This window comes from Amycolatopsis sp. Hca4 (genome assembly GCF_013364075.1).
In the GTDB taxonomy this organism is placed as follows: domain Bacteria; phylum Actinomycetota; class Actinomycetes; order Mycobacteriales; family Pseudonocardiaceae; genus Amycolatopsis.
In genome coordinates this window covers 988,875-1,001,703 of sequence record NZ_CP054925.1, presented here as the reverse complement: position 1 = coordinate 1,001,703, position 12,829 = coordinate 988,875, and the positions used below count along the sequence as shown (strand labels likewise).

Here is a 12,829-nt window from a genome sequence, read left to right as displayed (position 1 = left end):
GGGGCGGGGTCCGGCATGGGAGAGAAGCACCGCGTCCGGTTCGAGCCGGTCGGGATCGAGATCGACGTCGCCGAGGAGCAGACCATCCTGCGGGCCGCCGCCGAGCAGGGCGTCATGCTCATGCACGGCTGCAAGGAAGGACAGTGCGCGGCCTGCAAGTCGTTCCTCCTCGACGGCGACGACGTCGAACACGACAAGTACTCGACCTTCGCGCTCCCCGACTACGAAAAGGAGGAAGGCTTCACGCTGCTGTGCCGGGCCCACGCCTACGAAGACCTGACGATCGAGCTGCTCAACTACGACGAGGAGATGATCCAGTCCGGCCTGCCGATCCAGGAGGCCACCGCGGAGGTCGTGGCGAACGATCCCGTGACCCACGACCTGCGGCACCTGGTCGTCCGGCTGGACGGGGACCTGAAGTTCTTCCCCGGCCAGTACCTGGACTTCGCGGTCCCGGGCACCGAGGAGACGCGGTCGTTCTCGATGGCCAACACCTCAGCCCGCGACGGGCTCCTGGAGTTCGTCATCAAGATCTACCCCGACGGGTTGTTCTCCCGGTTCCTGGCCGCCGAGGTCGCGGTCGGCGACCGGCTCCGGGTGACCGGCCCGTTCGGGGTGTTCACCCTCCGGGACAACCCCGGCGCGGACCTCGTCTTCGTCGGCGGCGGGGCCGGGATGGCGCCGATCCTGTCGCTGCTGCGGTCGATGGCCGAGCGCGGGATCGACCGGAAGGCGACCTTCTACTACGGCGCCCGCCGCCGCCGTGACCTCTGCTTCGAGGCGGAACTGCGGGAACTGGAAGCGAAACTGCCCGGCTTCCGGTACGTGCCCGCGCTGTCCGAGCCGGGTGACGACGACTGGACCGGCGAGACTGGCTTCGTCACCGACGTCCTGCGCCGGGCCGGCGCCGACCTCACCGGCGCCGACGCCTACGTCTGCGGGCCACCGCCGATGGTGGAGGCCGCGCTGGAGCTGCTGCCCGCGCTCGGCGTCGCGGACAAACGCGTCTTCTACGACAAGTTCACCACCACGGGCGAAGGGTAGGAAACCCATGACAGCCACCCAGGAACGCAGCGTGCCCAAGCCGGCGTTCACCGACGCCGAAGCGGGCGCGAAGGTCTTCCCCGACTCCACCGCCCGCCAGTACAACTACTTCACCCCGGCCAAGCGCAAGCAGAGCCACTACGAGGACGTCACCGTCGAGGTCCAGCCCGACCCGCGGCACTACCTGGCCCAGGGCTGGCTCTACGCCTTCGCCGACGGCCAGGGCGGCTACCCGCTGGAGTGGACCGCGCTGAAGGCGTGGGGCTCGGACCGGCCGCTGCCCCAACGCGGCCCCGGTTCCGGCGGCAAGGGCTACGACTGGCCGGCCCACGGCTGGCACGAGTTCCGCGACCCCAACGAGGAGTGGGAGCTCACCCTCTACCGCTACAACGCGAACGTCGTCCGCCAGCTCAACCAGAACATCGACGCCGCCCGCCAGGCCAAGGCGTTCGAACAGTGGAACCGCAACTGGGTCGACTTCGTCGCCAAGCACGTCGGCGCCTGGATGCACGTCGACCACGGCCTGGGGTTGTACCTGTTCGCCAACGCCAACCGCCGCGCGCCGACCAACATGCACAACAACGCGATCTCGGTGAACAGCATGCACCGCATCCGCGCGGCGCAGGACCTGGCGCTGTACAACCTGACGCTCACCGAGGAGATCGAGGGCTTCGACGGCACCGCCCACCTGGCCACCTGGAACGAGGACCCGGCCTGGCAGGGCGTGCGCGAGACCGCCGAGCAGCTGACCGGGATCTGGGACTGGGGCGAGGCGATCTTCGCCGCGAACGTCGTCTTCGAACCCCTCGTCGGCGAACTGTTCCGCAGCAACCTGGTCCAGCAGGCCGCACCCGCCAACGGCGACTTCGTCACCCCGACGCTGATCGGCGCCGAGGAGTTCGACTTCTCCGAACGCGACCTGCGCTACACGAAACCGCTGTACCACCTGCTGATCAACGACAAGGAGTTCGCCGACCACAACAAGGCGCTGCTGCAGAAGTGGCTCGAGGACTGGGTGCCGCGGTGCATCGCCGCCGCCCGCGCGCTGCAGCCGCTGTGGTCGCAGCCCGACGCCAAGCCGATCCGGTTCGAGGACGGGCTCGACCGCGTGAAGAGCCGGTTCGCCGGAATCCTGTCCGAACTGGGTCTCAAGGCACCCGAGGAGCTGGGCCAGTGACTGTCTTCAAGACCGCGGAAAGCCCGTTCAAGGCCGACAACACCGCGTCCAACATGTGCGGCTTCACCCTGATGAACAACCAGGTCGGCGCGATCATCGCGGAGGTGATGGGGACGAAGGACAACGTCACCATCACGCCGCTGCCCTCGATGATCCGGGTCGACGCGGTCGGCCGCATGGAGGTCGTCTACGCCGAGGTCGACGAAGCCGCCGGTGAGGAGGAGGGCTGGTTCACTGCGGCCGAGTTCGAGGAGAGCATGTCCACCCACTACGGGCGGATGATCCACGAGGACGACCGCACGATCATGTTCGCCAACCCCGAGGACGCCGCCGAGTACCTCGATTTCGATCTGAAGCCCATTCGCTAGCAAGGCAAGCACTCGATCCCGCTCAGGAGGATCAACCATGTACGAAAAAGACGGCGAAAAATACTTCGTGGTGGACGCCCACACCCACTTCTGGGACGCGAGCCCGGAGAACTGGGTGGAGGGGCAGGAGGAATACGCCAAGGGCTGGATCGAGTGCTTCCACGCCTACCAGGGGCTCGGCCCGAAGGAGACGCACTGGCCGCTCGACCGGTTCCAGAAGTACTCCGAGGAGCTGATGATGCACGACCTGTTCGAGGTCGGGCACGTCGACACGGCCATCTTCCAGCCGACCAACCTGCGGCAGTGGTACAAGAACGGGTTCAACACGACCGAGGCCGACGCGGCGCTGGCCGAGAAGCACCCCGGCAGGTTCCTCGTCAACACGACCTTCGACCCGCGTGAAGGCGACGAAGGCCTGAAGGCCCTGGAAGAACGCGTCAAGCGGTACGGCTGCAAGGGCGTCAAGCTGTACACGGCCGAATGGCGCGGGGACTCGCGGGCTGGAGCCTCAAGGACCCGGAAGCCGCGCGCTACCTGGAGAAGTGCGAGGAGCTCGGCGTCAAGAACGTCCACATCCACAAGGGACCGACGATCTGGCCCCTCGACAAGGACGCCTTCGACGTGTCCGATGTGGACCACGCGGCGACGAACTTCCAGGGCCTGAACTTCATCGTCGAGCACGTCGGCCTGCCGCGCATCGAGGACTTCTGCTTCATGGCCACCCAGGAGCGCAACGTCTACGCGGGGCTGGCCGTCGTGGTCGGCGGCCTGATGCACGCCCGGCCGAAGTTCTTCGCGAAGGTCATGGGCGAGCTGATGTTCTGGCTCGGCGAGGACAAGCTGATCTTCGGTGCGGACTACGCGATCTGGGAACCGAAGTGGCAGGTCGAGGGCTTCGTCGACTGGAACATGCCGTCCGACGAGGAGCTGTCGGACTTCCCGCCGCTGACCGTCGACCAGAAGAAGAAGATCCTCGGGCTGAACGCGGCCCGCCTCTACGACATCGACGTCCCCGCCGAGCTGCGGCTCGCGGACCCGGAGAACGTCGAGCCCGTCGGCGTGCCGAACTCATGACCGCCGTGGTGACCGGGGCCCGCGCCGCCGTGTGGGCGGCATTGGGCACCGTCCGGGATCCCGAACTGGACGAACCCCTCACCGACCTCGGGTTCGTGGCCCGCTGCGAGGTGAGCGACGCGGGCCACGCCGTCGTCCGGCTGCGGCTGCCGACGTACTTCTGCGCGCCCAACTTCGCGTTCCTCATGGTGGCGGACGCCTACGACGCCGTGGCCGGCGTGCCGGGCCTGACCGGGCTCGACATCCGGCTCGACGACCACTTCGCCTCCGACGTCATCAACCGCGGGGTGGCCGCGCGGCAGGGGTTCGTCGCGTCCTTCGAGGGCGAGGCCGCCGACGAGCTCGACACGCTGCGGTACGACTTCGTCCGCAAGGCCGTGCTGGCCGGCACCGACCGCGTCTGCCGGTCACTGGGCCGGGACCCGCGATCACTCACCCTCGGTGACGTCCCGCCGAGCCCGGACCTCGATCGGCTGCGCGCCCGCCGCCGGGAACTCGGCCTGCCCGCCGAGGACCGCGACCCGCTGCTGCTCGACCCGGCTACCGGGACGAGCCCGGCCGACGCGCAGCGGTACCTCGCGTTCGCGCGGCTGACCCGCACGAGCATGGAGGCCAACTCGGGCGTCTGCCGCGGCATGCTGCGCGCGCGGTACGCCCTGACCAGCGAAGAGGAGGGCACGGGATGAAGGCCGTGCGGCTGCAGAAGTACCACCAGCACCCGGTGATCGAAGACGTCCCGGAGCCGCGCGCCACCGGACCCTTCGACGTCGTGGTCAAGATCGGCGGTGCCGGCGTGTGCCGCACCGACCTGCACATCATCGAGGAGCAGTGGGCCGAGAAGTCCGGCGTCGAGCTGCCGTACACGATCGGCCACGAGAACGCCGGCTGGGTGCACGAGGTCGGTTCGGCGGTGACGAACGTCGAGGTCGGCGACACGGTCATCCTGCACCCGACGCCGACCTGCGGGCTCTGCCACGCCTGCCGCGCGGGCGACGACATGCACTGCCCGAACGGGAGCTTCCCCGGCATCAGCAGCGACGGGGGGATGGCGGAGTACCTGCTGACGTCGGCGCGGGCGTGCATCAAGCTCGACCCGTCGACCCAGCCCTCCGACGTGGCCGCGCTGGCGGACGCGGGCATCACCGCCTACCACGCGGTCCGCAAGGCCGTCCCGCACCTGTACCCGGGCACCACCTGCGTCGTCAACGGCGCCGGCGGTCTCGGGCACATCGGCATCCAGTCGCTGCGCGCGCTGACCGCGGCCCGGGTGATCGTGGTCGACCGCAACGCCGACGCCCTGGAGCTGGCGTCGGCCTTGGGCGCCGACGAGACCGTGCTGGCCGACGGCCAGCAGGTCGAGGCGGTGCTCGACCTGACCGGCGGCAACGGCGCCGAGGTCGTCCTCGACTTCGTCGCCGAGCAGGGCGCCCAGCAGGACGCCTTCGCGATGACCCGGCGCGCCGGATCGCACTTCGTCATCGGCTACGGCTCGAACATCGAGATCCCGACGATCGACATCATCTCCACCGAACGGAACATCATCGGCAACCTGGTGGGCACGTACAACGACCTCGCCGAGCTGATGGTGCTGGCCCAGGCCGGGAAGGTCACGCTGCACACGAAGAAGTACCCGCTGGACGCGGCGCTGGACGCGCTGGCCGATCTCGACGCCGGGCGCGTGCGCGGCCGGGCCATCCTCACCCCCTAGGAGCAGCGAACATGGCGAAGGAACTGCGGTTCGGCCCGGACGCCCGCGACCTGCTGCTGGCGGGCGTGGACAAGCTGGCCGAAGCGGTCAAGTCCACGCTGGGCCCCAAGGGCCGCAACGTGATCATCGAGAAGATCACCGGCTCGCCGGTGGTCACCAACGACGGCGTCACCATCGCGCGCGAGATCCACCTGAAGAACCAGTTCGAGAACATGGGCGCGCAGCTGGTCAAGGAAGCGGCGATCAAGACCAACGACGTCGTCGGCGACGGCACCACCACGGCCACCGTGCTGGCCCAGGCGATCGTCCGCGAAGGCATGCGGGCCATCGCCGGCGGCGGCAACCCGGTGCTCGTCAAGCGCGGCATCGACCACGCCGTCGGGCTGCTGGTGAGGCACCTGGAGAAGCAGGCGCACCCGGTGGTGTCCGAACAGGACTACGCGCGGGTCGCGGCGATCTCGGCCAACGACGACGACGCCGTCGGCGCGGTGATCGCCAAGGCCCTGCACACCGTCGGCGACGGCGGGGTGGTGACGGTCGAAGAGTCACCGTCGATCGGGATGAGCGTCGAGTTCGTCGAAGGGTTCGAGTTCGACAACGGCTACCTTTCGCCGTACCTGGTCACCGACCCCGGCCGGCTGGAGGCGGTGCTCGACGACCCGTACATCCTGATGTGCGCGGAGAAGATCACCAAGGTGCAGCAGCTGATGCCGTTGCTGGACAAGGTGATGCGGGCACCCCGGCCCTTGGTCGTGATCGGCGAGACGGTCGAGGGCACGGCGCTGTCCATGCTGGTGCACAACCACATGAACGGCACGTTCCAGTCGGTCGCCGTCCGGGCGCCCGGCTTCGGGGACCGGCGGCTGCACAAGCTGGAGGACCTGGCCGCGATCGTCGGCGGCGCGGTGCTCTCGCGGCAGTCCGGGTTCACCATGGAGACGATGACGCTGGAGCACCTCGGCCGGGCCAAGCAGGTCCGGGTCACCGAGAACCGCACCACGATCGTCGGCGGCGCGGGTTCGTCGGAGGCGGTGGACTTCCGGGTCGGCCAGCTGCGCGCGGAGCTGGAGCGGGCGCAGTTCGGCGTCGACGAGGACGTGCTGACCGAGCGGATCGGCGCCCTGACCGGCAAGGTCGCGGTCGTCCGCGTCGGCGCGGCCACCCCGGCCGAGCTGAAGGAGCTGCAGCACCGGGTCGAGGACGCCCTGTCGGCGACCCGGGCGGCGATGGCCGAAGGCATCGTGGCGGGCGGGGGAGCGGCGCTGCTGCACGCCGAGAGGGCCCTGGAAAACCTCGGACTGGACGGTGACCAGGCGATCGGCGTCGAGATCGTCCGGCGGGCACTGGCCGAGCCGGCGTTCCTGATCGCGCACAACGCGGGCCACCCGGCCCACGAGATCGTCGCGCGCACCCGGGAACTCGGCGACGACGAGGGCTTCGACGCCCTGCACGACCGCTACGGCGACATGATCGCGCTCGGCGTGGTCGACCCGCTGCGGGTGTGCCGGTCGGCGGTGCAGAACGGCGCTTCGGTGGCGGGCCTGCTGCTCACGACGAACTCGCTGATCGCCGAGGAACAGACCCCGTGGGGCGGCAGCCCGGCCCTGATGACCGAGTTCGGGCCGCTGGACGAAGGCCTCCACCAGCCGTCGCCGGACGCCAGCACCCCGCAGTCCCTCGGGATGGGCCCCTCCGTCGGCTGAAAGCTCCACGTCCGTCAGCCGCGGAGTAGAGGAGGTCTCCCCGCCGGTGTCCTGAGCCCCGGCGGGGAGACCTCCGGCTCACCGGGCGAGCCCGTGCCGGGCCAGCTCGTGCCCGGCCAGCTTCTCGATGACGTCCCGGTCGCGCTCCCGCCAGCCGTTCGCCGGTTCGCCCACCGCGGCCAGGCGCGGCAAGGAGCCGGTGGCCAGTGCCCGCAGGGCCAGGAGGTCCAGGCCGTCGTCGCCGAGGGCCCGCAGCCGCGCGGCCGCGGTGGCCCGGCGGGTGTAGTGCCACCGCAGCGGTAGCCACGACACCAGGAGCGTCAGCACGGGCAGGGCGATGATGACCGCCGCCAGCCACCAGGCCAGGTTCTCGACGGCCCCGATCTGCCAGTGGCCCGCGTCGGTGAGCTTGGTGCCGACGTCCGAGCCACCGTGGAGCGCCTTGGCCAGTGCGTCGCCGACGAGCGGGATGCCGTCGGCGGAGTTCGCCGCGGAGTCGAAGGTGCCGCGCAGGCCGGTGCCGGCGTCGACGAGCCCGTCGCCGGGCGCCCGCAGCTTCATGACCTGGTCGTACACCGAGGTGCCCAGCCACACCGCGAAGACGACGAGCAGCACGGCCAGGAGGTCGCTGACGAGCTGGGCGGTCCGGCGGACCGGCCGTTCGGCGTAGAGCTGCATCGGAAAGGCCTTTCGCGGTGGGGGAGCGCGGCCACGGCAACGTACCCGCGTCCCGGCCGGGCGAACCGGGCGGTCCCGCCGGATTATGACGGCGGTCATGGCGTTTTCCGGTCGGCTGTGTTCTCATTGCTCTATGACCACTGTCATAGAGGTCGCCGACCGCGAGCGCGTCGCGGTGCTGGTCGGGGCCTGCTCGCCGGAGAGCCTCCGGAGCCGGTTCCTGATGGGCGGGCCCGCCCGTCCGGTCGACGTTTTCCGCCGATACCAGCGGTTCCTGCTCGCCGGGCCGCCGGACGGCATCGCGCTGCTCGCCGTGTCCGGCGGTGTCCCGGTGGGGCTGCTCAACTTCGTCTCGCCGGCTCCGGGAGAGGCGGAGATCGGCATCCTCGTCGCCGACGCGTGGCAGCGGCAGGGGATCGGCAGCGCGCTGAGCCGGTGGCTGTGGGCGTCCGGGCGCTGGCCGGGCTGGACCGTGCGGGCGACCGTGCGGGCCGGGAACACCGGCGCCGAGGCGCTGCTGCTGCGGCAGGGGTTCCGGCCGGTGCCGTCCTACGAGCGGGGCGAACGCGACTTCGCGCTCGTCGTGCCGGACTGGGCTACCATGACGGACGTCATGAAGGAGGCAGTGGATGACCAGGACACCGCGCGAGCGGATGGTGCTCAGCGCCGCGCAGCTGGTGCGGATCCACGGGGTCGGGGCGACCGGCATGCGGGACGTGGTCGCCCACGCCGAAGCCCCGCGGGGGTCCCTGCAGCACTACTTCCCGGGCGGTAAGGACCAGCTGATCGCCGAAGCTGTCACCTGGGCCGGGGACTACGCGGCCCGGCGCGTGGCGCGCATCGCGGCGAAGCTGGCGGACCCGACCCCGGGGAAGCTGTTCGAGGCCATGGCCGCCCAGTGGACGGACGAGTTCACCACGGCGGGCTTCGACGCGGGCTGCCCGCTGGTGGCGACGGTCGCGGACACGGCGGCCACCAGCGAAAGCCTGCGCGAGGCGGTGGGCAAGGCGTTCGAAGGGTGGCAGCGCCCGGTCGCCGCGACCCTCGAGCAGCTGGGCGTGCCGCCGGCCCGCAGCGGGTCACTGGCGGTGCTGATGCTCAGCGCGCTGGAGGGCGCGATCGTCCTGGCCCGGGCGCACCGGGACATTGCCCCGCTGGAGACCGTGGTCGCGGAGCTGCGGCCGCTGCTCGACGGCGCCGTGGACCGGCGCCGCCGCCGGGCCTAGAGGTCGCGGAAGAACTCCCGGATGTCGCGGACCAGCACGTCCGGCGCTTGCAGCGACGCGAAGTGGCCACCGGTGTCGTATTCGGACCAGCGCGTCACGGTGTTCGAGAGCTCGGCCAGGCCGCGGATGGCGTGGTCGCCGCGGAAGTTCGCGACCGCGGTCGGGACGCCGGAGGGGGCCGGGCGTTCACCCCAGCCGTCCTGCGCGGTCTCGCGGTAGAGGCGCGCGGCCGAGCCGGCGGTGCCGGTGAGCCAGAAGATCGTCACGTTCGTCAGGATCGCGTCCCGGCTCACCGGGGTCTGGGCGGTGGCCGTGGGGTCCCAGTCGACGAACCACTCGAGGTTCCAGGCGACCTGCCCGGCCGGCGAGTCGTTGAGCGCGTAGGCGAGGGTCTGCGGGCGGGTGGCCATCTGGGTGGCGTAGCCGGAGTGGGCGTACCACCAGGCCTGGTTTTCCTCCGCCTTCTTCCGGTCCTCTTCGCACAACCGGTCCGCGTCCCCGGGGGCGGTCGGCACCCCGGCGTTGGCGACGGCGTTGACGTGCACGCCCAGCACCGCTTCGGGAGCGACGCGGCCGAGTTCGGGGGAGACGATGCTGCCGAAGTCGCCGCCTTGGGCGCCGTAGCGGTCGTAGCCGAGGCGCCGCATCAGCTCGGCCCAGGCCTTCGCGGTGCGGCGGGTGTTCCAGCCCCGCTCGTGCGTCGGCCCGGAGAAGGCGAACCCGGGCACACTCGGCGCGACGACGTGGAAGGCGTCCCGCGGGTCGCCGCCGTGGGCCTTCGGATCGGTGAGCGGGCCGAGGATGCCGAGGAAGTCGGCGACGGTGCTCGGCCAGCCGTGGGTGAGGACGAGGGGCGTGGCGTCCGGCTCGGGGGAGCGGACGTGCAGGAAGTGGATGCGCTGGCCGTCGATGGTGGTGGTGAACTGCGGGTGGGCGTTGAGCCGGGCTTCCTGGGCGCGCCAGTCGAAGCCGCTCCGCCAGTAGCCGACGAGGTCGATCAGGGAGGTCTGGTCGACGCCGTAGTCCCAGCCGGCGCCGGGGAGCTCACCGGGCCAGCGGGTGTCGGCGAGGCGGCGGTGGAGCTCGTCGAGGTCGGCTTGCGGAACGTCGAGGCGGAAGGGATCCATGGGAACGAGGGTCTCGCGGATATAGGACGGATCGAGTCCTCGTTGCCGATGGAGGCACTCATCGGCACCACCACGGCCACGACCAACGCCGCGGCCACCGCGGCGGCCTGGCTCCAGGCCGGGACCGGGGACCGGGCCCGGAGCCTCCGCAGCTCCTCCAGCGCGCGGTGCCCGGCCGCGTCGACCGCGTGCGGCGAAAGGGCGAGCGTCTCGGCGATGTCCGTCGTGCCGAGGTCGAGGCCGTAGCGCAGGACGAGGACCTCGCGGTGCCGGCGGGACAGCCTGCCGAGCGGCCGGCCGGGCCGCGAACGCCGCCGCCGCGTCAGCCGCACGACGGTCGCGTGGAGCCGCCGGGCCGCCTGGTGCTCGTCGGCCGGGAAGGTCCGGAGCCCGTACAGCCGGACGAAGGCTTCCTGCGCGACGCCCGCCGCGTCCTGGGCGCCGAGCAGGTGGGCCAGCCGCGCCAGGTCACCGAAGTGCCGGTCGAACAGGGCCCGGAAGACGATTTCCCGCTCGGCTCTCGACATGTTCGCAGTCACGGGCAGACCACGCGCGACCCGCCTCGCCGGTTTAGCCGGGCGGCTGCAGCGCGGGCACCCGCTCTCCGACGGGCGGCGGCCCCGGCGGCGTCCCGTCGCCGAACGGGCGCCCGCCCAGCTCCTCGCGGCCGTGCGGGGTCAGCCAGCCGCCGGTGTCCGGGCCCAGCGGGACGATCCCCGTCGGGTTCACGTTCTTGTGCACCACGTAGTAGTGCTCCTTGATCTGGGGGAAGTCGATCGTGTCGCCGAAGCCCGGCGTCTGGAACAGGTCGCGCGTGTACGCCCACAGCACCGGCAGCTCGGTGAGCTTCTGCCGGTTGCACTTGAAGTGGCCGTGGTAGACCGCGTCGAACCGCACCAGCGTGGTGAACAGCCGGATGTCGGCCTCGGTGATCGTGTCGCCCACCAGGTAGCGCTGGTCCGCCAGCCGCTCCGACAGCCAGTCGAGGCGGGCGAACAGCTTGCGGTAGGAGTGCTCGTACGCCTCCTGGGACCGGGCGAACCCGCACTGGTACACCGCGTTGTTCACGTCGGTGAACACCTTCTGCGCGACGTCGTCGATCTCGTCGCGCAGCTTCTCCGGGTACAGCTCCGGCGCGCCGTCGCGGTGGTGGGCCGTCCACTCGGTCGACATGTCCAGCGTCATCTGCGCGAAGTCGTTGGTGACGACCTTCCCGCTCGGGACGTCGACGAACGCCGGCACCGTGATGCCGCGGGGGTAGTCCGGGTCGCGCTTGAAGAAGGCCTCCTGCAGGCGCTCGATGCCGAGGACGGGGTCGCGGCCACCCGGGTCGAGGTCGAAGCTCCAGCTGCGCTCGTCGTGCACCGGGCCGGCGATGCCCATCGACAGGACCGGCTCCAGGCCGAGCAGCCGGCGGACGATCACCGCTCGGTTCGCCCACGGGCACGCCCGGGCCACCACCAGCCGGTAGCGGCCGGCCTCGACCGGCCAGCCGTCGCGGCCGTCGGCGGTGATCCGGTCCGGGAGGTAGTTCTGGTCCCGCTTGTACTCGCCCTTGTCGCTCATCCGTGTCCTCTAGCAGTCGTCGGTCGGGGGAGCGGCGTCCAGTGCCGCGGCCAGCCGGGCCAGCACCGGCCCGGCCGTGCGGATGTCCTCGGCGCTCAGGTGGTCGAACACCGAGGCCCGCACGCGGGCGAGGTGGCTGGGGTAGGCCGCCTCCAGTCTGGCCAATCCGGCCGGGGTCAGCACGGCGTTGGACGCGCGGCCGTCCTCGGGGCACTTGCGCTTCTCGACCAGGCCGCGGCGGGTCAGGTCGTCGACGACCCGGCTGATCCGGCTCAGCGACAGCCCGGTCGTCGCGGCCAGGCCGGAGATGCGGAGCAGGTGGTCCGGCGCTTCGGACAACGCCACGAGCACGCCGTAGTCGGTGATCGCGAGCCCCGTCTCGGACAGGAACTGGTCCTCGAGCGCCCGCGGCAGCGCCGTCATGATCCGCATCAGCGGCCGCCAGAAGGCGGCTTCGTCGAGGTCGAGAGCCGGAAGATCACCCATGTCGGCGACTGTACCGAAAGCTTGCTTGCGCAACCAGCAAAAGTGAGTAGGGTGTCGTTGAACCCTCAATCACCGGGGGGTGCCACCACGAGGAGAGAAGTACAACGATGACCAGCGCGACCGCCTACCCCCAGCTGACCGGCGAATACACCCTCGACCCCACGCACTCGCGGATCGGGTTCGTCGCCCGGCACGCCATGGTGACCAAGGTGCGCGGCAGCTTCAACGAGTTCACCGGCACCGCGACCATCGACGGCGACGCGCCGGAGAAGTCGAGCGCCCAGGTGACCATCCAGGCCCACAGCATCGACACCCGCAACGCCGACCGCGACGGGCACCTGAAGAGCAACGACTTCCTGTCGATGGACGAGTACCCGCAGATCACCTTCACCTCGACCGAGATCAAGCAGACGGGTGACACCAGCTTCGACGTCACCGGCGACCTGACCATCAAGGACGTCACCCGTTCGGTCACCATCCCGTTCGAGTTCGAGGGTGCGGCGAAGGACCCGTTCGGCAACGACCGGATCGGTTTCGAGGGCTCGACCACGATCAGCCGCAAGGACTACGGCATCACCTGGAACGCCGCGCTCGAGACCGGCGGCGTGCTGGTGAGCGACAAGGTCACGCTGGAGTTCGAGATCTCCGCGATCAAGTCCGCCTGATCCGGCC

The 12,829-nt window shown here is 70.6% G+C and carries 13 protein-coding genes and 2 pseudogenes; 10 read left to right on the top strand and 5 right to left on the bottom strand.

Translation table 11 applies throughout. The features are described from left to right. The first annotated feature begins 15 nt into the window (after positions 1-15). The 7 genes and pseudogenes from HUT10_RS04090 (at position 16) to groL (ending at position 7,074) form a co-directional block, all read left to right on the top strand. A complete protein-coding gene (locus HUT10_RS04090) occupies positions 16-1,044 on the top strand; it encodes an NADH:ubiquinone reductase (Na(+)-transporting) subunit F (RefSeq protein WP_176169933.1) in 1,029 nt (342 codons plus the stop codon). A gap of 7 nt (positions 1,045-1,051) precedes the next feature. Beyond that, positions 1,052-2,221 (top strand): toluene hydroxylase, encoded by a 1,170-nt coding sequence (locus tag HUT10_RS04085; protein ID WP_176169932.1) that lies wholly within the window; start codon positions 1,052-1,054, stop codon positions 2,219-2,221. Continuing rightward, the gene (gene mimD / locus HUT10_RS04080) at positions 2,218-2,589 is read left to right on the top strand and encodes a propane 2-monooxygenase effector subunit MimD (protein ID WP_176169931.1); all 372 of its coding nucleotides are present in this window, start codon (positions 2,218-2,220) and stop codon (positions 2,587-2,589) included. The genes HUT10_RS04085 and mimD overlap by 4 nt, the downstream gene beginning before the upstream one ends. Positions 2,590-2,626: 37 nt before the next feature. Further along, a pseudogene (locus HUT10_RS04075) lies at positions 2,627-3,663 on the top strand (amidohydrolase family protein). Further along, positions 3,660-4,349, top strand: coding sequence for an iron-sulfur cluster assembly protein (locus tag HUT10_RS04070; RefSeq protein ID WP_176169930.1), 690 nt, complete (start codon positions 3,660-3,662; stop codon positions 4,347-4,349). Before HUT10_RS04075 ends, HUT10_RS04070 begins: the two are co-directional and overlap by 4 nt. After that, the gene (locus tag HUT10_RS04065; RefSeq protein ID WP_176169929.1) at positions 4,346-5,371 is read left to right on the top strand and encodes an NAD(P)-dependent alcohol dehydrogenase; all 1,026 of its coding nucleotides are present in this window, start codon (positions 4,346-4,348) and stop codon (positions 5,369-5,371) included. The genes HUT10_RS04070 and HUT10_RS04065 overlap by 4 nt, the downstream gene beginning before the upstream one ends. An 11-nt stretch (positions 5,372-5,382) precedes the next feature. Further along, on the top strand, positions 5,383-7,074 hold the full coding sequence (gene groL, locus HUT10_RS04060) for a chaperonin GroEL (protein WP_176169928.1): 1,692 nt from the start codon (positions 5,383-5,385) through the stop codon (positions 7,072-7,074). Positions 7,075-7,152: 78 nt separating this feature from the next. Here groL and HUT10_RS04055 read toward each other — a convergent pair whose 3' ends face one another. Next, complete coding sequence (locus tag HUT10_RS04055; protein WP_176169927.1) at positions 7,153-7,752, bottom strand: hypothetical protein; 600 nt, start codon at positions 7,750-7,752, stop codon at positions 7,153-7,155. A gap of 133 nt (positions 7,753-7,885) precedes the next feature. Here HUT10_RS04055 and HUT10_RS04050 point away from each other — a divergent pair, with 133 nt between their 5' ends. Both HUT10_RS04050 and HUT10_RS04045 read left to right on the top strand, forming a co-directional pair. Beyond that, on the top strand, positions 7,886-8,527 hold the full coding sequence (locus HUT10_RS04050; protein ID WP_254896669.1) for a GNAT family N-acetyltransferase: 642 nt from the start codon (positions 7,886-7,888) through the stop codon (positions 8,525-8,527). Beyond that, positions 8,469-8,978 carry a TetR/AcrR family transcriptional regulator gene (locus tag HUT10_RS04045; protein ID WP_254897431.1) on the top strand — a complete coding sequence of 170 codons (510 nt, stop codon included), beginning with the start codon at positions 8,469-8,471 and terminating at the stop codon, positions 8,976-8,978. The genes HUT10_RS04050 and HUT10_RS04045 overlap by 59 nt, the downstream gene beginning before the upstream one ends. On the opposite strand, the gene HUT10_RS04040 is transcribed toward HUT10_RS04045, so the two are convergent. The 4 genes and pseudogenes from HUT10_RS04040 to HUT10_RS04025 all read right to left on the bottom strand — a co-directional run bounded on the left by HUT10_RS04040 (position 8,975) and on the right by HUT10_RS04025 (position 12,157). Beyond that, a complete protein-coding gene (locus HUT10_RS04040) occupies positions 8,975-10,105 on the bottom strand; it encodes an epoxide hydrolase family protein (protein ID WP_176169925.1) in 1,131 nt (376 codons plus the stop codon). The genes HUT10_RS04045 and HUT10_RS04040 overlap by 4 nt on opposite strands. A gap of 158 nt (positions 10,106-10,263) precedes the next feature. Beyond that, positions 10,264-10,632 (bottom strand): annotated as a pseudogene (locus HUT10_RS04035) (RNA polymerase sigma factor); the annotation flags it as partial. Positions 10,633-10,675: 43 nt separating this feature from the next. Then, entirely contained in the window at positions 10,676-11,671 is a 996-nt protein-coding gene (locus tag HUT10_RS04030; RefSeq protein ID WP_176169924.1) for a glutathione S-transferase family protein, read from the bottom strand. A 9-nt stretch (positions 11,672-11,680) separates the two neighbouring features. After that, entirely contained in the window at positions 11,681-12,157 is a 477-nt protein-coding gene (locus HUT10_RS04025; RefSeq protein WP_176169923.1) for a MarR family winged helix-turn-helix transcriptional regulator, read from the bottom strand. Between the two features lie 107 nt (positions 12,158-12,264). Between HUT10_RS04025 and HUT10_RS04020 the strand changes: the two genes are divergently transcribed. Then, positions 12,265-12,822 (top strand): YceI family protein, encoded by a 558-nt coding sequence (locus HUT10_RS04020; protein WP_176169922.1) that lies wholly within the window; start codon positions 12,265-12,267, stop codon positions 12,820-12,822. Positions 12,823-12,829: the final 7 nt, after the last annotated feature.

Bases quoted from the DNA above. Each gene is read 5' to 3' on its own strand.
- HUT10_RS04070 (WP_176169930.1), top strand. From the start codon at position 3,660: ATGACCGCCGTGGTGACCGGGGCCCGCGCCGCCGTGTGGGCGGCATTG.
- HUT10_RS04030 (WP_176169924.1), bottom strand. From the start codon at position 11,671: ATGAGCGACAAGGGCGAGTACAAGCGGGACCAGAACTACCTCCCGGAC.
- HUT10_RS04040 (WP_176169925.1), bottom strand. From the start codon at position 10,105: ATGGATCCCTTCCGCCTCGACGTTCCGCAAGCCGACCTCGACGAGCTC.
- groL (WP_176169928.1), top strand. From the start codon at position 5,383: ATGGCGAAGGAACTGCGGTTCGGCCCGGACGCCCGCGACCTGCTGCTG.
- HUT10_RS04090 (WP_176169933.1), top strand. From the start codon at position 16: ATGGGAGAGAAGCACCGCGTCCGGTTCGAGCCGGTCGGGATCGAGATC.
- HUT10_RS04020 (WP_176169922.1), top strand. From the start codon at position 12,265: ATGACCAGCGCGACCGCCTACCCCCAGCTGACCGGCGAATACACCCTC.
- HUT10_RS04050 (WP_254896669.1), top strand. From the start codon at position 7,886: ATGACCACTGTCATAGAGGTCGCCGACCGCGAGCGCGTCGCGGTGCTG.
- HUT10_RS04025 (WP_176169923.1), bottom strand. From the start codon at position 12,157: ATGGGTGATCTTCCGGCTCTCGACCTCGACGAAGCCGCCTTCTGGCGG.
- HUT10_RS04085 (WP_176169932.1), top strand. From the start codon at position 1,052: ATGACAGCCACCCAGGAACGCAGCGTGCCCAAGCCGGCGTTCACCGAC.
- HUT10_RS04065 (WP_176169929.1), top strand. From the start codon at position 4,346: ATGAAGGCCGTGCGGCTGCAGAAGTACCACCAGCACCCGGTGATCGAA.
- HUT10_RS04055 (WP_176169927.1), bottom strand. From the start codon at position 7,752: ATGCAGCTCTACGCCGAACGGCCGGTCCGCCGGACCGCCCAGCTCGTC.